This window comes from Microbacterium sp. CH1 (genome assembly GCF_001595495.1).
Classification (GTDB): domain Bacteria; phylum Actinomycetota; class Actinomycetes; order Actinomycetales; family Microbacteriaceae; genus Microbacterium.
Genome location: NZ_LOSO01000019.1, coordinates 98,931 through 115,523 on the forward strand (window position 1 = coordinate 98,931; position 16,593 = coordinate 115,523).

The 16,593-nt window shown below is 70.7% G+C and carries 18 protein-coding genes; 12 read left to right on the top strand and 6 right to left on the bottom strand.

All coding sequences use genetic code 11. From position 1 onward, the window contains the following. Nucleotides 1–3 precede the first annotated feature (3 nt). The 3 genes from AUV07_RS14055 to AUV07_RS14065 are packed head-to-tail and all read right to left on the bottom strand — an operon-like array spanning nucleotide 4 to nucleotide 2,699. The gene (locus AUV07_RS14055; RefSeq protein WP_025105374.1) at nucleotides 4–423 is read right to left on the bottom strand and encodes an RbsD/FucU family protein; all 420 of its coding nucleotides are present in this window, start codon (nucleotides 421–423) and stop codon (nucleotides 4–6) included. Nucleotides 424–448: 25 nt separating this feature from the next. Next, complete coding sequence (locus AUV07_RS14060) at nucleotides 449–1,417, bottom strand: aldo/keto reductase (RefSeq protein WP_062637067.1); 969 nt, start codon at nucleotides 1,415–1,417, stop codon at nucleotides 449–451. Then, the gene (locus AUV07_RS14065; protein ID WP_062637224.1) at nucleotides 1,404–2,699 is read right to left on the bottom strand and encodes an L-fuconate dehydratase; all 1,296 of its coding nucleotides are present in this window, start codon (nucleotides 2,697–2,699) and stop codon (nucleotides 1,404–1,406) included. Before AUV07_RS14065 ends, AUV07_RS14060 begins: the two co-directional genes overlap by 14 nt. 123 nt (nucleotides 2,700–2,822) lie before the next feature. On the opposite strand from AUV07_RS14065, the gene AUV07_RS14070 reads away from it, so the two are divergent. After that, nucleotides 2,823–3,683 (top strand): fumarylacetoacetate hydrolase family protein, encoded by an 861-nt coding sequence (locus AUV07_RS14070; protein ID WP_062637069.1) that lies wholly within the window; start codon nucleotides 2,823–2,825, stop codon nucleotides 3,681–3,683. Next, nucleotides 3,680–4,477 (top strand): SDR family NAD(P)-dependent oxidoreductase, encoded by a 798-nt coding sequence (locus AUV07_RS14075; protein WP_062637071.1) that lies wholly within the window; start codon nucleotides 3,680–3,682, stop codon nucleotides 4,475–4,477. Before AUV07_RS14070 ends, AUV07_RS14075 begins: the two co-directional genes overlap by 4 nt. Nucleotides 4,478–4,904: 427 nt before the next feature. On the opposite strand, the gene AUV07_RS14080 is transcribed toward AUV07_RS14075, so the two are convergent. Continuing rightward, nucleotides 4,905–5,804 (bottom strand): amidohydrolase family protein, encoded by a 900-nt coding sequence (locus AUV07_RS14080; protein ID WP_082802977.1) that lies wholly within the window; start codon nucleotides 5,802–5,804, stop codon nucleotides 4,905–4,907. A 47-nt stretch (nucleotides 5,805–5,851) separates the two neighbouring features. On the opposite strand from AUV07_RS14080, the gene AUV07_RS14085 reads away from it, so the two are divergent. After that, complete coding sequence (locus AUV07_RS14085; protein ID WP_025105368.1) at nucleotides 5,852–6,529, top strand: FadR/GntR family transcriptional regulator; 678 nt, start codon at nucleotides 5,852–5,854, stop codon at nucleotides 6,527–6,529. Nucleotides 6,530–6,533: 4 nt separating this feature from the next. Here the strand turns inward: AUV07_RS14085 and AUV07_RS14090 are convergent, their stop codons facing one another. Beyond that, entirely contained in the window at nucleotides 6,534–7,196 is a 663-nt protein-coding gene (locus tag AUV07_RS14090; RefSeq protein ID WP_062637073.1) for a transaldolase family protein, read from the bottom strand. 118 nt (nucleotides 7,197–7,314) lie between these two features. Between AUV07_RS14090 and AUV07_RS14095 the strand changes: the two genes are divergently transcribed. The 5 genes from AUV07_RS14095 to AUV07_RS14115 are packed head-to-tail and all read left to right on the top strand — an operon-like array spanning nucleotide 7,315 to nucleotide 11,127. Next, entirely contained in the window at nucleotides 7,315–8,277 is a 963-nt protein-coding gene (locus AUV07_RS14095; RefSeq protein WP_062637075.1) for a ribokinase, read from the top strand. Between the two features lie 14 nt (nucleotides 8,278–8,291). After that, nucleotides 8,292–8,696 carry a D-ribose pyranase gene (gene rbsD, locus AUV07_RS14100; RefSeq protein ID WP_062637077.1) on the top strand — a complete coding sequence of 135 codons (405 nt, stop codon included), beginning with the start codon at nucleotides 8,292–8,294 and terminating at the stop codon, nucleotides 8,694–8,696. Beyond that, nucleotides 8,696–9,508, top strand: coding sequence for a GntR family transcriptional regulator (locus AUV07_RS14105; protein WP_025105364.1), 813 nt, complete (start codon nucleotides 8,696–8,698; stop codon nucleotides 9,506–9,508). Before rbsD ends, AUV07_RS14105 begins: the two co-directional genes overlap by 1 nt. A gap of 24 nt (nucleotides 9,509–9,532) precedes the next feature. Further along, a complete protein-coding gene (locus AUV07_RS14110) occupies nucleotides 9,533–10,591 on the top strand; it encodes a PLP-dependent cysteine synthase family protein (protein ID WP_062637079.1) in 1,059 nt (352 codons plus the stop codon). 20 nt (nucleotides 10,592–10,611) lie between these two features. Beyond that, nucleotides 10,612–11,127, top strand: coding sequence for a glycine cleavage system protein R (locus AUV07_RS14115; RefSeq protein ID WP_062637081.1), 516 nt, complete (start codon nucleotides 10,612–10,614; stop codon nucleotides 11,125–11,127). A gap of 104 nt (nucleotides 11,128–11,231) precedes the next feature. On the opposite strand, the gene AUV07_RS14120 is transcribed toward AUV07_RS14115, so the two are convergent. Next, nucleotides 11,232–11,909, bottom strand: a complete 678-nt coding sequence (locus AUV07_RS14120) for a FadR/GntR family transcriptional regulator (RefSeq protein ID WP_062637084.1) — start codon at nucleotides 11,907–11,909, stop codon at nucleotides 11,232–11,234. 166 nt (nucleotides 11,910–12,075) lie between these two features. On the opposite strand from AUV07_RS14120, the gene AUV07_RS14125 reads away from it, so the two are divergent. From AUV07_RS14125 to AUV07_RS14140, 4 genes are read left to right on the top strand one after another with little or no spacing between them, the layout of a single operon-like run. Beyond that, the gene (locus AUV07_RS14125; protein ID WP_062637085.1) at nucleotides 12,076–13,311 is read left to right on the top strand and encodes an aminotransferase class V-fold PLP-dependent enzyme; all 1,236 of its coding nucleotides are present in this window, start codon (nucleotides 12,076–12,078) and stop codon (nucleotides 13,309–13,311) included. 60 nt (nucleotides 13,312–13,371) lie between these two features. Beyond that, nucleotides 13,372–14,685, top strand: a complete 1,314-nt coding sequence (locus tag AUV07_RS14130) for an ABC transporter substrate-binding protein (RefSeq protein WP_062637087.1) — start codon at nucleotides 13,372–13,374, stop codon at nucleotides 14,683–14,685. A gap of 3 nt (nucleotides 14,686–14,688) precedes the next feature. Next, complete coding sequence (locus AUV07_RS14135) at nucleotides 14,689–15,636, top strand: carbohydrate ABC transporter permease (protein WP_062637089.1); 948 nt, start codon at nucleotides 14,689–14,691, stop codon at nucleotides 15,634–15,636. Beyond that, nucleotides 15,633–16,553, top strand: a complete 921-nt coding sequence (locus tag AUV07_RS14140) for a carbohydrate ABC transporter permease (RefSeq protein WP_197462152.1) — start codon at nucleotides 15,633–15,635, stop codon at nucleotides 16,551–16,553. Before AUV07_RS14135 ends, AUV07_RS14140 begins: the two co-directional genes overlap by 4 nt. Nucleotides 16,554–16,593 lie beyond the last annotated feature (40 nt).

Below are 16,593 nucleotides of genomic sequence, written 5' to 3' on the forward strand. Positions count from 1 at the left end.
GGGTCAGGCCGAGGGGTGGCCGACCACACCCTTCCGGAGGAGTGCATTGCCGTACTTGCGCGTCTCTCCCGTGCGCACCATCAGGTACGCCTCCTTCGCCACCTCGTAGTACGCGAAGCGCTCGACGAAGCGCGTGGTGTCGAGTTCCGTGCCGGCGGCGGCCATGAGTTCGCGCTGCACGTCCAGCACCTCGCCGTCGGCCGAGGTCATCAGATCGATGCCCGGCGCGTCGTCGAGCGGCAGCACGCTGCGGATGGCCGCGACGACCTCGGGCGTGGTGGTGCCGGGAAGATCGACCACGCGCGCCCCGAGACCCCAGGCCGGGAAGTGCGCGTCGGCGACGACCACGGCGTCGGAGTGCCCCATCCGGTCGAGATGCAGCAGCAGCTCCCCGGTCAGCAGCGGGTGGATTCCTTCGAGCACGGCGGCTCCTCTCGGTGGATGGAGGTCAGGAGGCGGGGATCAGGCCCTCGGCCGCGAGGTTCTCCCACAGGGCCGACGGGATCTCCCGGGCAGCGTACTCCGCGTTCTGCCGGAGCTGCGCCGGGCGACTGCCACCGACCACCACGGAGCGCACCACGTCGGACTGGAGCGGGAACCGGATCGCCGCAGCCGGCAGGGGCACGTCGTGATCGGCGCACACTGCGGCGATGCGCACGAGGCGGTCCCACAGCTCGTCGGGGAGCTGTCCGTACTCGTAGCGGCCGTCCCGACGCGGCTCGTTCGCCGCGAGGAGCCCGGAGTTGAACACCGACGCCGCGACGATCCCCGTCCCGGTCTCGCGGCACGCGGGCAGCACGTCGACGGCGGCGGGCTGCTCCAGCAGCGTGTACCGGCCGGCCACCATCACGAGGTCGAGGTCGGCGGAGCGCACGGATGCCGCCAGAGCCTCCGACACCATCGACCCGATGCCGATCGCGGTCACCTCGCCGTCCGCGCGCAGCTGCTCGAGGGCGGGAAGGGCCTCGGCGAGCGCGAGGTCGAGGTCGTGCCGCTCCGGGTCGTGCAGGTACAGGAGGTCGATGCGCTCGATGCCGAGCCGCTCGCGGGACTCGTCCAGGCTCGTCCGGATGCCGTCCGCCGAGAAGTCCCACACGCGCTGCAGGTCGTCCGGCACGTGGAAGTCGTTCGCGGTGTCGAGGCCGCCGGCGTGGTCGGGGTTCGGGCGCAGCAGCCGGCCGACCTTGGTCGAGAGCACGTACTCGTCCCGCGGCTTGGTCCGCAGGAAGGCTCCGAGGCGACGCTCGGACAGCCCGAGGCCGTAGTGCGGAGCGGTGTCGTAGAAGCGGATGCCGCTCTCCCAGGCCGCGTCCAACACGGCCCACGCGTCGTCGTCGGACAGCTCACGGAAGAGGTTGCCGACGTTCGCGGCACCGTAGCCGAGGGTCGGGACGGTCAGGCGGTCAGGCGTGGACATGCGCACCCGTCCAGGTGTACTCCGCGATGCTGTCGGCCTTCATCTCCATGCCCGTGCCCGGAGCGGTGGGAGCCATGTAGGAGCCGCCCTGGATGTCGGTCGGCACGACGAAGTGCTCGTGCAGGTGGTCGACGAACTCGATCAGGCGGCCCTCGCGGGTGCCGGAGACGGCGACGAAGTCGAACATCGACAGATGCTGCACGGCCTCGCACAGCCCGACGCCGCCGGCATGCGGGCACACCGGCACGTCGAACTTCGCCGCGAGCAGCAGGTTGGCGATGTTCTCGTTGACCCCCGCGACGCGGACGGCGTCGATCTGCATGACCGAGATCGCGTCGGCCTGGAGCAGCTGCTTGAAGATCATCCGGTTCTGCGCGTGCTCACCGGTGGCGACACGGATGGGCGCGACGCCGCGGGCGATCTCGGCGTGGCCGAGGATGTCGTCGGGGCTCGTGGGCTCCTCGATCCAGGCGGGGTGGAACTCGGCGAGCGCGTTCACCCACTCGATCGCCTCGGACACCTCCCAGCGCTGGTTCGCGTCAATCGCGATGGGGAAGTCCGGTCCGCACACCTCGCGCGCCTTGCGGAAGCGGCGGATGTCGTCCTGCAGGTCGGCGCCCACCTTGAGCTTGATCTGCGTGAAGCCGTCGGCCATGGCCTCGCGGGCGAGGCGCTCGAGCTTCTCGTCGGAGTAGCCGAGCCAGCCGGGGCTCGTCGTGTAGCCGGGGTAGCCGGTGGCGAGGAGCTGCTGCTCGCGCTCGGCCCGGCCGGGCTCCGCGGCGCGCAGGATCTCCAGCGCCTCCTCGCGGGTGAGGGCGTTGGTGAGGTAGCGGAAGTCGACGAGGTCGACGAGCTCCTCCGGGGTCATCCTGGCGAGCAGCTGCCAGAGCGGCAGGCCCGCGCGCTTGGCCTTGACGTCCCACAGCGCGTTGACGACCGCGCCGATGGCCATGTGCATGACGCCCTTCTCCGGGCCCAGCCAGCGGAGCTGCGAGTCGCCGATGATCTCGCGGAACGTGCCGCCCATGTCGTCGAGCAGCGGCTCGATCTCACGCCCGACGAGGTGCCCGGCGAGCGCGTCGATGGCGGCGACCTGCACGTCGTTGCCGCGGCCGATCGTGAAGACGAAGGCGTGCCCCTCGATGCCGTCGCCGGCGTCCGTGCGGACGACGACGTACGCGGCGGAGTAGTCGGGGTCCGGGTTCATCGCGTCGGAGCCGTCCAGGCTCAGCGACGTGGGGAAGCGGATGTCGGTGGTGTCGAGGGCGACGATACGGCTCACGGGGTTCCTCTCCATGCGCGGGTCGTTCTTCCGCGCGGATCTCTTGGAGTGTAAACATCCGATGTCTATACTGTCAACGAGACCGGCCGCTGAGCAGCGGCCTCCCGAACGATCAGGAGAATCATGAAGTTCGCGCGGCTCGGCACCCCGGGGGCGGAGATCCCCGTCCTCCTGGAGGGTGACCGCTACCTCGACCTCCGCCCGGTGACATCCGATGTCAACGGCGACTTCCTTGCGGGGGACTTCGTCGCCCGCGTCGCCGCCGCCCGCGACGCCGGGGAGCTCTCCGAGCTGCCGGACGCCGCGACGATGCGCATCGGCGCCCCGATCGCCCGCCCGAGCGCGGTGATCTGCATCGGGATGAACTACGCCGCCCACGCCGCGGAGTCGGGGTCGGAGCCGCCGACCATCCCCATCATCTTCCTCAAGACCCCCAACACCGTCGTCGGCCCGAACGACGCCGTGACGATCCCGCGCGGGAGCGAGAAGACCGACTGGGAGGTCGAGCTCGGCATCGTCATCGGCACCCGCACCGCGTACCTCGACTCCCCGGAGGAGTCGATGGCGCACGTCGCCGGCTTCGTCGCCGCGAACGACGTGTCGGAGCGCGACTTCCAGATGGCGGTCTCCGGCGGGCAGTGGTCGAAGGGCAAGATCGCCTTCGGCTTCAACCCCACGGGTCCGTGGCTGGTCACGCCGGACGAGGTCGACCACCAGGCGCTCGGCCTCCGCAGCTTCGTGAACGGCGAGCCGCGGCAGGACTCGAACACGAGCGACATGATCTTCACGGTCGAGCAGATCGTGCACCACCTGTCGCAGTACGTGACGCTCGAGCCCGGTGACCTGATCCTCACCGGCACCCCGCAGGGCGTGGCCCTGTCCGGCAAGTACCCCTACCTGGCGGCGGGCGACGTGGTCGAGATCGAGATCGACGGCCTCGGCCGCCAGCGCCAGGACTTCATCGCATGGGAGGCAGAGAAGTGACCCTTCGACAGGCTCAGGGACCCCTTCGACAGGCTCAGGGACCCGACGGCGGCACGGAAGGACTCGTGGCCATCGTCACCGGTGGCGCCTCCGGCATCGGCGCGGCGATCGCCGACCGTCTGCAGGCGGACGGCGTCACCGTCGCGGTCCTCGACCGCGACACCACGCACGCCGACGAGCGCTTCGCCGCGTTCACCGCCGACGTCTCCGACCGCGCGAGCGTGGACGCCGCCGTCGCCGCCGTCGCCGAGCGCTTCGGCCGCATCGACATCGTCGTCAACAACGCCGGCATCGGCGCACAGGGCGACATCGCCGCGAACGACGACGACGAGTGGGCCCGCGTCCTCTCCATCAACGTCACCGGCATCGCGCGTGTGACGTCGGCGGCACTGCCGTGGCTCCGGAAGTCCCCGGCCGCCGCGGTGTGCAACACGGCCTCGATCGCCTCGACCACCGGGCTCCCGCAGCGGGCGCTGTACTCCGCGTCGAAGGGCGCCGTGTCGGCTCTGACCCGCGCGATGGCCGCCGACCACCTGCGCGAGGGCATCCGCGTCAATGCGGTCAACCCCGGCACGGCAGACACGCCGTGGGTCGGACGACTGCTCGACTCCGCGTCCGACCCCGCCGCCGAGCGGGCCGCGTTGGAGGCACGACAGCCCCACGGACGCCTGGTGAGCCCGGACGAGGTCGCCGCCGCGGTGGCCTACCTCGTGAGTCCCGCCGCGGGCTCCACCACGGGCACCTTCATCGAGGTCGACGGCGGGATGGCGCAGCTCCGCCTCCGCCCCGAGTGACCCGATCTTCCCGACGGCCCGGTGTCTCCCCGCGAGACCCCGGGCCGTCCCCGTCCCGTCCCGCCGTTCCGCCCCGTTCCGTCCCCAGCCGGGATCAATTCCGCTCCCCCGCCCCGCCCCGCACGCCCCTTTCTCATCCCGCACGCCCCACGCTTCTGCCCGCCCCACCCTTCGGGATCAGAATCGCTCCTCCACCCCGCCCCGCAGGCTCCTTTCGCGTCCCGCACGCTGCCTCGCCGCGCGGGCGGGATCAGAATCGCTCCTCGATGCGGCGGCCGCGGAGCGTTTCCCATCTCGCACGCCCCGAGGCGCCCCGGAGGGACGACCGTGAGCGGCACGGCACCCATCCGGCCGGGATCAGAAACGGGCCCGGACGCGGCTCCGGAGGTGGCATATCGCACTCCCCCGCGTAGGAGGGCGGGGGGGGTTAGAGGGAGTAGACGGAGGTGGCGGTGGCGTGGAAGAGGGCGTCGTGATCGATGCCGCGGGAGGAGGCCCACGTCGCCACGGCGTCGGCCCAGCGGCTGCGGGCGGACGGCTGATACACCGGTGCACCGTCGGCGGGAGCGTGCGTGCCGTCATGCTCCGCGGAGCCGACCGCCGACACGGGCCAGTCGCTCCCCCACATCAGGCGCTCGGGACCGAAGACGTCGGCCGCGGTGTCGAGGAAGGGTTCGAGCTGCGCGAGGCTCCAGTCCCCTCCGGCTTCCGCGGGCAGTCCGGACACCTTGCAGAACACCCCGGGGTGTCGCGCGAGTTCGGCGAGGTCCCGCTCCCACTCCACAGAGGGCGTGCGCGGAGCCGAAGCCGTCCCGACCTCCGGCTTACCCAGGTGGTCGAGCACGATCCGCAGCTCGGGGATCGCGCCGGACAGTCGTGCGAGGTCCGGGAGTTGCGCGGCACGCACGCACGCGTCGAAGGTCCACCCGTGCGCCGCGACCTCCCGGGCTCCGGTGATGAACGCCGACGAGAGCATCAGGCCGTCCGGCTCCCCCTGCAGGAGGTGACGCACCCCGACCACCAGGGGCTCGGCGGTGAGGCTCTCCAGGTGCACCGTGGTATCGGTCCCGCGGTCGAGACGGGCGCCGGCCACGATGCCGACCACCCCGAGGCGCTCCGCCTGCCCGGCCACCCACCGCACCTCCGCGAGGAAGTCGTCCTCGGCGGTCTCGGCCTGCACGAACACTGCCCGCTCGTCCGTGGCCCGGTCCCCCCGCGCACGGTCGAGCTCGAGAGCGCCGAAGCGCCCCGCGAGCGGACCCTCCAGCCACGTGTACTCGAGAGCCTCCGGGTCCCACAGGTGCAGGTGCGAGTCGAGGATGCGCATGTCCCCATCCTGCCGCAGACATCGGATGTTGTGCGAGGATGAGCGCCATGGCAGTGACGGACGAGGCGATCGAGAAGATCAAGGCGATGATCGTGTCGGGCGAACTGGCCCCCGGCGATCGCCTGCCCCCGGAGAAGGAGCTGTCCGAGCGCCTCGGCCTCTCCCGCAACTCCATGCGCGAGGCGGTCAAGGCACTGGAGGTCATCCGCGTGCTCGACGTACGCCGCGGCGACGGCACCTACGTCACGAGCCTGGAGCCGCACCTGCTGCTGGAGGCGATCGCCTTCGTCGTGGACATGCACGACGACGACTCGATGCTGGAGATGTTCGCCGTCCGCCGGATGCTCGAATCGCAGGCCACCGGTCTCGCGGCGACCCTCGGCACGGACGAGGCGATCGCGGCCCTGCAGGAGGAGGTGGAGGCCGTCGACGCGTCCGTCGGGATCGAGGAGCTCGTCGACCACGACATCCGCTTCCACCGCGAGATCGTGGGCATGGCGGGCAACGCCTACCTCGCGAGCCTCATCGAGCACCTGAGCAGCCAGACGGTCCGGGCGCGCGTGTGGCGGGGTCTCACGGAGGGCGGCGCCGTGGAGCGCACTCTGTCGGAGCACCGCGCCATCGCCGATGCCATCGCCCAGCGCGACTCGGCGCTGGCGACCTCCCTCGCCACGGCCCACATCGCCGGTGTCGAGCGGTGGCTGCGGCAGGCCGCGTCGGCCTGAGCCGTCAGGCCCCGAGGCGCTGCATCGCGGCGTCGAACTCCGCCGCCGAGCTGTCGCTCACCTCGTGGAACAGCAGCTGGTCGAGCACGTCGGGCGCAGCGGTGAAGTAGGGCACCCCGGCCGCGCGCAGCCCCGTGATGTCGTCGGCCGAGCGCAGGGACGCGGCGAGCACATTGGAGCCGCTGCCCGCGCACATCTCCTGCATCCGGGCGATGAGCGCGTCGCCGTCCATGCCCGCGTCGCGCATGCGTCCGAGGTAGGGCGCGATGTACTGGGCGCCGATCGAGGCGCACGCGAGCGCCTGCGCGACGGAGTAGACCGCCGTGACGAGGACCGTGGCCCCGTCGCGGACGAGGGCCGAGGCCGCCGCGAAACCCGCTGCGGTCGCGGGCACCTTGACCGCCACCCGGTCGCCGAGGGCGCGGATGCCCTCCGCGTTCCGGAGGAAGGAGGCCGTGTCGCCACCCCACGTCTGGAAGAAGACCTCCCGTGCACCCTCGTCCACCCAGCGGGCGTAGAGGTCGGGGATCTCCGCCGCCGTCCGCCCGCCGCGCTCGAGGATCGTGGGGTTCGTCGTGACGCCCTGCACCACCCCGGCGGAGAGCAGCCGCGAGACGCGGTCGGTGTCGGCGCTGTCGACGTACAGGCGGGGCGCGATCGCGGTCATCGGGGTCTCCTCGCGGGCAACCTGTCGTTACAGGTGGGGCTTCGGCTAATGTAATGACAGCTCCCGAACCTTGTCAAAGACCGGGGGCCCCGCGCTGTCGAGGAGGATCAGGAGCGAGATGACACCCGCACACCCCGGCGACCGCTCCGGCGTCGTCATCGTCGGCAGCGTGACGGCCGACGTCACGACCTTCTCCCAGCGGCTCCCCGCCCGCGGCGAGACCATCCTCGGCGACGAGTTCACGCTGATGCTCGGCGGCAAGGGCGCGAACCAGGCCGTCGCGGCCGGGCGCTCCGGAGCCCGCACGAGCTTCGTCGGGTGCGTCGGCGACGACCTGTTCCACGACCTCGTGGTGGAAGGGCTCACCGCGGCCGGCGTCGACCTCGCGCACCTGCGCACCGTGCCGGGCCCGACCGGCATCGCGCACATCCGCGTCGACGCCTCCGCGCAGAACGACATCGTCATGGTGCCGCTCGCCAACGCCGCCCTCAGCACGGCGCAGATCGACGAAGCCCTCGCGGCTCTCGCCCCGACGACCTCCGTCCTGCTCACCCAGCTCGAGACCCCGTCCGCCCTGACCGCTCACATCACCGCGCGCGGTCGCGAGCACGGGATGACCGTGATCCTCGATCCGGCGCCGGCGGCGGAGCTGGCGCCGGAGATCTGGCGGAGCATCGACATCGTCACCCCGAACGAGACCGAGGCGTCGCTCATCAGCGGCATCGAGGTGACCGACGCCGTCTCCGCCGAACGCGCCGGGCACTGGTTCCTGGAGCAGGGCGTGGGCGCCGCGGTCATCACCCTGGCCGGGCAGGGGTCGTGCGTCGTCACCGCCGAGGGCGCCACCGTCGTCCCGCCGTTCCCCGTGGAGGCCGTCGACACCACCGCCGCGGGCGACGCCTACGCCGGCTACCTCGGTGCCGCGCTCGCGAGCGGAGCCGCCCTCACCGATGCGGTGCGGCTGGCGACCGCCGCGGGCGCCCTCACCGTCACGAAGCAGGGGGCCTCACCGAGCCTCCCCCACCGCGCCGACGTCGAGGCCTTCCTCGCCGCGCGCACCGCGGCCCCCGTCGCGAACTGAACCAGGAGCACACGATGCGCAAGACCTCGACCACGATCAACCCGGCGCTCTCCCGCGTCATCAGCGAGACCGGGCACACCGATCTGATCGTCGTGACCGACGCCGGGCTGCCGATCCCGCCGGGATCCGAGCGCATCGACCTCGCCTACCGTCCCGGCGCTCCCGCGTTCCTCGACGTGCTCGACACGGTGCTCGCGGAGCTCGTGGTCGAGGGGGCGACGGTGTCGGCCGAGGTCGCCGAGAAGAGCCCGGAGGTGCTCGACGCCCTGCGCGAGCGCTTCGCCGACGCAAGGTTCGAGATCGAGCTCGTCCCGCACGTCGAGTTCAAGCAGCGCACGCACGCCGCCCGTGCCTTCGTGCGCTCGGGGGAGTTCACCCCGTACGCGAACGTGATCCTGCACGCGGGGGTGGCGTACTGATGTCTCTGATCGAGGATGCGATCGACCGCCACAGCGCGGCGCCGATGTACGACCAGCTCCGGCAGCTCATCATCGACGGCATCGCCCGCGACGGTCTGCAGCCGGGCGATCCCCTCCCCGGCGAGCACCGGCTGTGCGAGCGCTACGGCATCTCCCGCACGGTCGTGCGCCAGGCGCTTGCCCAGCTCGAGCACGAGGGACTCGTCGAGCGTGTGAAGGGCAAGGGCACCTTCGTCTCCCGCCCGCGCACGAGCGAGAGTCTCGTACACACGCTCGTCGGGCTGTACGACGACGTCGAGCGGCGCGGCGGCCACGTGCACAGCGACGTCCTCCGGCACGAGCAGACCGTCGCCGACGAGGAGGTCGCCCTGGCCCTGGAGGTGCCGGTCGGATCGCCGGTGATCGTGCTGGAGCGACTGCGGCACGTCGACGGCGAGCCCTGGTCGCTCTCAACCACGTGGATGCCGGAGGCGGTGGGAGCGGTGACGCTCGGCGCCGACCTCACCGAGGCGTCGCTGTACCGGCTGCTCGCCGACCACGGCATCATCGCCACGCACGGCGTCCGCTCCGCCGAGGCGACGGTCGCCACGCACGAGCAGGCTCAGCATCTCGGCGTGAGCGCCGGCTCCGCCCTCCTCCGCCTGCGCAGCATCAGCCGCAGCGAGGACGGGCTGCCGATCGAGTACTTCATCGCGTACCACCGGGGCGACCGCTCGCGCTTCGAGTTCCAGCTCCAGCAGGAGCAGTCCCAGGCGTCGCTGATGCACGTGGACGGATCGGGCGGCGCCTCCCCCGCGGGCACGGTGGGCTGACCTCGGGCCGGTACGCTCGAGGACATGAGCGACTGGACCAGCACCGCGATCGCCCTGCTGGAAGCCGATGCCAACCGCAGCGCCGACACGCACCTGCACCTGTTCCCGCTGCCGCCGGAGTGGGGCATCGACCTCTACCTCAAGGACGAGTCGGTGCACCCGACCGGCTCCCTCAAGCACCGCCTCGCGCGCTCCCTCATCCTGTACGGACTCGTCAACGGGCGCATCCGCGAGGACACGACCCTCGTGGAGTCGTCGAGCGGGTCGACCGCGGTGTCGGAGGCCTACTTCGCCCGGATGCTGGGGCTGAAGTTCATCACGGTCGTGCCCCGATCAACGGTGCAGGAGAAGATCGACCTCATCGAGTTCTACGGCGGCACCTGCCATTTCGTGGATCGCGCGGAGGACATGTCACCCGAGGCGCAGCGCCTGGCGGCGGACTGCACCGGGCACTACCTCGACCAGTTCACCTACGCGGAGCGTGCGACCGACTGGCGCGGCAACAACAACATCGCCGACAGTGTGTTCGGTCAGCTCGCCCAGGAGCGGCATCCGATCCCGCGCTGGATCGTCACGGGCGCCGGCACCGGCGGCACCAGCGCCACGTTCGGCCGGTACGTGAAGTACCGCCGCCATGACACCCGGATCGCGGTCGTTGACCCCGAGGGCTCGGCCTTCTACGACGGCTGGGCGGGCACGGTCGACCCGCCGGCCGGACGCCCGAGTCGCATCGAGGGCATCGGGCGTCCGCGGGTGGAGGCCTCGTTCGTGCCGTCCGTGATCGACGAGATGATCCAGGTCCCGGACGCGGGCTCCATCGCCGCGATCCGGCTCCTCCGCGAGCGCACCCTGCACTGGGCGGGCGGCTCCACCGGCACGAACCTCTACGGCGCGTTCCAGCTCATCGCCCGGATGCGTGCCGCGGGCGAGACCGGCAGCGTCGTGACCCTGATCTGCGACAGCGGTGTGCGGTACGCCGGCACGTACTACTCGGACGAGTGGGTCGCGCAGCAGGGGTGGGACCTCGCCCCGCACCGTGCGCGATTGGAGCGGTTCCTGGAGACCGGGGTCTGGGCGGACTGATCCCGGGTTACGCTGACCCCATGACCACACTCATCCTCACTGTCGCGGGTGCCGATCGTCCGGGCCTCGTGGCCGCCGTCGCCGATGTCGTCGATGCCCATGGCGGCAACTGGGAGAACAGCTCCCTCGCCGAGCTCGCCGGCACGTTCGCGGGTGTCATCGAGGTGTCCGTGCCGACGGAGCGCACGGGGGAGCTCGAGACCGCGCTCCGGGGGATCCAGGGGCAGGGGCTGCTCACGCTCTCGGTGCTCACCGGCACGCCAGGGCCGTCCGAGGACGAGGAGCAGCTGCTCGTGATGCAGGTGCTCGGCAACGACCGCCCCGGCATCGTGCGCGAGGTCTCGGCGGTGCTGAACGCGCATGCCCTGAGCATCGAGGAGCTCACGACCGAGACCCGGGAGGCCGCGATGGCCGGCGGGCGGCTGTTCGAGGCCTCGGTGATCGCGAAGGTCCCGCCGACGGTCGACCTCGACGCCCTGCGTGCCGACCTGGAGCGCCTCGCGTCCGAGATCCAGGTCGACATCAACCTCGGCTGACCCCGTTCGCCATCCCGCCCCCTTCGGTGCCGCCCACCCCCTTCCGGACGGCCGAATAGGGCCGGGGCGCACGAAAGAGGGTGGCTCGGCCGGGAAACCAGGAGTCAGAGGCCGGAGTACCGCCGCACCCAGTACTCGGTGTAGGCGACGTGAGCGGACGCGGCGGCCGAGGCAGCGACCGGATCCGCGGCGGCGAGGCCGCGGAGGATCGCGCGGTGGCCGGCGTCGGAGTGGATCTTGAGCTCCGCGGCATCCTCCGGGTCGGAGATCCGGTAGGCACGGGAGCGGGAACGCAGCACGTCGATCAGGCTCGTCAGGGCCTCGTTGCCCGCGACCGACGAGATGGCCATGTGGAACTCGTGGTCGAGGCGGGACTGCGCCTCGAAATCCGTCGTCGACTCGATCTCCGTGAGCACCACGTCGAGCGCAGCGACCGTGTCCTCGTCGATCCGGGCCGCGGCGAGCGCCGCCGCATGGGGCTCGAGCACCCGTCGGAGCTCCGTCAGCTCCAGCACCCCGGCCATCGGCAGCAATCCGACCGTGAGAGAGAGACTGCCGATGAGGTCGGCCGCGCGGAGCTCGCTGACGTAGCTGCCGGAACCGTGCCGCGTCTCCAGCACGCCCAGTGCGGCGAGGGTCCGGATGGCTTCGCGCAGCGACCCGCGCGAGACACCGAGCCGTTCGCACAGCTCCCCCTCGCTCGGCAGCCGATCGCCGGGGCGCAGGGCACCGTCGGCGATGAGAGCCCGCAGGCCGTGCAGCGCCGTGTCGAGTGCGCTCATCGTCATCCTCTCTGCCACTCCCCCACCCCTCGTGAAGTCTGTCGGACGCCCCGGGCGTCGCAAACTCGTATGACAACTATGTTTCATCTTCTCGGTTTCGTAGCCAAAAGCGAAGGCGTGTGGCAAAGTTGTGCAACAACTCGCCCCCACTCACCGATGAGGTCCGATGCCCGCTCCGCAGTTCCCCGCTCCGCTCACGCTGAACTCCGGCCTGCGGGCGCGCGACGCCTGGCCCCTCGACCCGACCGTGATCCACCTGAACCACGGGTCGTTCGGGGCGGTGCCGTCGGTGGTGGTCGCCCACCAGGACGCCCTGCGCCGCCGTGCCGACCTGAGCCCCGTGGAGTGGTTCCCTCGGATCGCGGAGCGCGTGCAGGAGGCGAGGCAGCGGACGGCTCCGTTCGTCGGCGCCCGCCCGGAGGACAGCGTGTTCGTGCCCAACGCCTCCGCCGCGGCCACCGTCGTCTACAACGCCCTCCAGCTCGACAGGGGCGACGAGATCCTCGTGACCGACCAGGGCTACGGGGCCATCACCATGGGCGCCGAGCGTCTCGCCCGCCGGTTCGGCGCCGCCGTCCGCACGGTCGCGCTTCCCCTGCTCGCGGATGACGACGAGATCGTGCAGCTCTTCGCCGACGCCCTCTCCCCGCGCACGCGGCTGCTCGTCGTCGACCAGATCACCTCGCCCACGGCCCGCCTGCTGCCCACCCGTCGCATCGCCGACCTCGCGGCCGCACGCGGTGTGCGCACGCTCGTCGACGGCGCCCACGCTCCCGGCCTCATCCCGGACGCGGCGGCCGTCGCCGGCGGCGACTGGTGGTTCGGGAATCTGCACAAGTGGCCCTGCGCCCCGCGCGGCTCCGCCCTCCTCGTCACCACCGCCCCCGACCGCGACGAGCTCTGGCCGCTGATCGACTCCTGGGCCGCGCGCGAGCCGTACCCCGAGCGCTTCGACACCCAGGGCACGATCGACGCGACGACGTACCTCGCCACCCCCACCGCGATCGAGTTCATCGAGGCCGAATTCGGATGGACGGCCGCCCGCGACGCCATGGCGGCGCGGGCGGACGCCGGCGCCGATCTCATCGCCGAAGCCCTGCGCCCCTTCAGCGACGAGGACCCGCTGACCCCGCTTCCCTCCCCGGTGCCGTCCATGCGACTCATCCGGCTGCCGCTCGGCCTCGGCGCGACGCGCGAGGAGGCCGACGCGCTGCGCATGGACCTCCTCGACGAGGTCGGCGTGGAGACCGCGTTCACCAGCTTCCGCGGCGTCGGCTACTTCCGCCTCTCCGCGCACCTGTACACGGAGGCGTCCGACATCGAGGCGTTCGTCGAGCGCTGCGTCCCCGCGATCCTGCGCCGCGCCGGCATCCGCCCCGCTGACGCCCTCATCCTCCCCTGACCCGCATCACCTCCCGCACGACCCACCCGAACACCACCCACCCCCACCGAGAGGCACATCGTGAAGAACAAGATCTTGACGACCGCAGCCGGAGTCGGCACCGTCGCCGTCCTCGCACTCACCGGCTGCTCCGGAGGCTCCGGCTCGTCCGGCGGCGACGGCAGCGTCACCCTCCAGATGGTCGAGAGCCTGACGAACCCGGCGCGCACCGAGCTGCTCCGCGGACTGCTCGACGAGTTCGAGAAGGACAACCCCGACATCGCCGTCACCCTGGTCTCCCCGCCCACCGAGCAGGCCGACCAGAAGATCCAGCAGATGCTGCAGTCCGGCAAGGGCGTCGACGTGCTCGAGGTGCGCGACATCACCGTCGGGCCGTTCGCGAACAACGGCTGGCTCTACGACCTCGGTCCCGATCTGAAGAAGTGGGACGGCTGGGACGCCCTCACCGAGAACGCGCAGTCGGCCTCGGTCGCGGAGGACGGCAAGAGCTACTTCGTCCCCTACGGCTTCTACGGCCTGTCGCTGTTCTACCGCACCGACCTCGTCGAGCAGGCCGGCTTCGACGGCCCGCCGCACAGCTGGAAGGACCTGCTGGAGCAGGCGTCGGCGATCCAGGACCCGTCGAACAACATCTATGGGTACGCGTTCCGTGGCGGTCAGAACGCGAACAGCAACGTCGTCGCGGCGATCGAGGCCTACACGATCGATGGCCTCGACACGGAGGACGCGTTCCTCATGGAGGACGGCTCGACGATCTTCGCCGCCCCCGAAGCACAGGAGGCCGTCGACGACTACTTCGACCTGTTCACCGAGGCCTCGCCGCCGTCCGCCGTCTCGTGGGGCTACCCCGAGATGGTCGCCGGGTTCACCAACGGCACCACGGCCTTCCTCCTGCAGGACCCGGAGGTCATCGCGACGGTGCAGGACTCCTCGCTGACCGAGGACCAGTGGGACACCGCGCCGCTGCTCGTCGGCCCGTCCGGCAAGGCCGCACAGCCCCTCGCCGTCGCCGGCTGGGGTGTCGCGGAGAACAGCGAGCACAAGGAGGCCGCGGTGAAGCTCGTCGAGTTCCTGTCGTCCGCCGAGCCCGCCACCGAGTTCGCGCAGGCGAACAGCCTCGTTCCGATCATCGCGGCCGCCGCGGACGACGAGTTCTACTCCACCGGCCCCTGGACCAGCTACGTCACCATGACCGAGGACCCGGAGACCTACGTCAACGTGCGTCAGCCGCGCGGCGTGAGCTGGTGGACCGAGTGGATCCAGAAGTCCGACCAGGACGTGCAGAGCGTGCTGCTGGGCACCATGTCCACCAAGGACCTCCTCGCCTCGTGGGACGCGTTCTGGACCGAGAAGTACGCCGCGGAGAAGGGTTGATCCGTGGCCCGCACCATCCGTGAAGGGGGCTCCGCCGGCACCGCCGGCGGGGCCTCCCCGGCATCGCGTCGACGCCCGTTCCGGGGCCGCACCGCGCTCACGCTGCTGGCGTTCCTCGCGCCGGCGATCTTCTTCGTCTGCTGGTTCACCTACTGGCCGATGCTGCAGGGCGCCCGCATGGCCTTCCACGACTGGAACCTGTGGGATCTCACGTCGACGCCGTTCGTGGGTTTCGACAACTTCCTCGCCGTCTTCCGGGACCCGGCGTTCCCGACCGTGGCGTGGAACTCCGTGCTCTGGGTGGTCGGCTCGCTCGTGCCGCAGCTCGTGATCGGGTTCCTCATCGCGCTCGCCCTGCGCAAGCGGTTCCGCTTCCGCGGCCTCTACCAGGCGCTGGTGTTCTTCCCGTGGGCGGTGTCCGGCTTCCTCATCGGCATGCTGTTCCGCTGGATGTTCAACGCCGAGTTCGGCGTCGTCAACGATCTGCTCATGAAGGCGGGACTGATCGACGCCCCGCTGCCGTGGCTGGCCGACCCGAAGCTCGCGATGTTCGCCGTGATCGTCGCGAACATCTGGTACGGCGTGACCTTCTTCGCGATCATGATCCTCGCGGCACTCCAGTCGGTGCCGGACGAGATGCTGGAGGCGGCGAGCCTCGACGGCGCCGGCAAGGTGCGGCAGCTGTTCTCGATCATCATCCCGTACATCTCGATGACGCTGCTGCTCACGATCCTGCTGCGCGTGATCTGGATCTTCAACTTCCCCGACATCATCTACGCGATGACGAACGGCGGCCCCGCCAACCAGACCCACATCATCACGACGTGGATGATCAACTACACGCAGCAGGGCAACTACGGCATCGCGAGCGCCATCGGGCTCATCGTCGTGGCCTTCCTCATGGTGTTCTGCGCGTTCTACCTGATGGCGATGCGGAGAGTGCAGCGATGACCATCACCTCATCCGTCCGGACCGGCTCCTCGGTCACGGAGACCCGGCGCATCACGGTGCCCGACCCGAAGGCCGCCCCGCGTCCCAAGCCCCGCGTCACGGTGGGCGGCGTGGTGCGTGTCGTCGGCCTGGGCCTGTGGCTGCTCATCACGCTGTTCCCGCTGTACTGGATCACGCTCACCGCGTTCAAGTCGCCCGGGACCATCAACCGCTTCCCGATCGAGTACTGGCCGAGCGAGCCCTCGCTGGACAACTTCACGAGCCTGTTCGAGAAGAGCTCGTTCGGGACGTTCCTGGCGAATTCTGCCATCGTGGCGGTGTCGGCGGGCGCGGTGGCGACGCTCATCGCCCTGCTCAGCGCCTACGTGCTGGCGCGGTTCGAGTTCCGCGGCAAGGGCACGGTGCTCATCGCGTTCCTGCTGACGCAGATGATCCCGGCGTTCATCGCCCTCGGACCGCTGTACTCGATGATGACCGATCTGGGACTCGTCGACACCAAGCCCGGCCTCATCCTCGTCTACATCGCGATCTGCATCCCGTTCTCCACGGTCATGCTGCGGGGCTTCTTCGAGAACGTCCCCGACGCGCTGGAGGAGGCGGCGATGATCGACGGCTGCTCCCGCCTGGGCGCCCTGTTCCGGGTGCTCGTGCCGGTGATGACCCCTGGCATCATCGCCGCGTTCATCTTCAACTTCGTGAACTGCTGGAACGAGCTGTTCCTGTCGGTCGTGCTGATGAACACCGATGCGAACCGCACCGTGCCCTCGGCGCTCAACGGCTTCATCTCGACGTTCAACATCGACTGGGGCTCCATGAGTGCCGCGGCCGTGCTGACGATCCTCCCGACGATGGTGATGTTCGCCCTCGCCAGCCGCTGGATCGTCCAGGGCCTCACGGCCGGGGCCGTCAAGGAGTAACCCGCCCGAATCGCGCAAATGGTCCCATTCCTTGACGGAA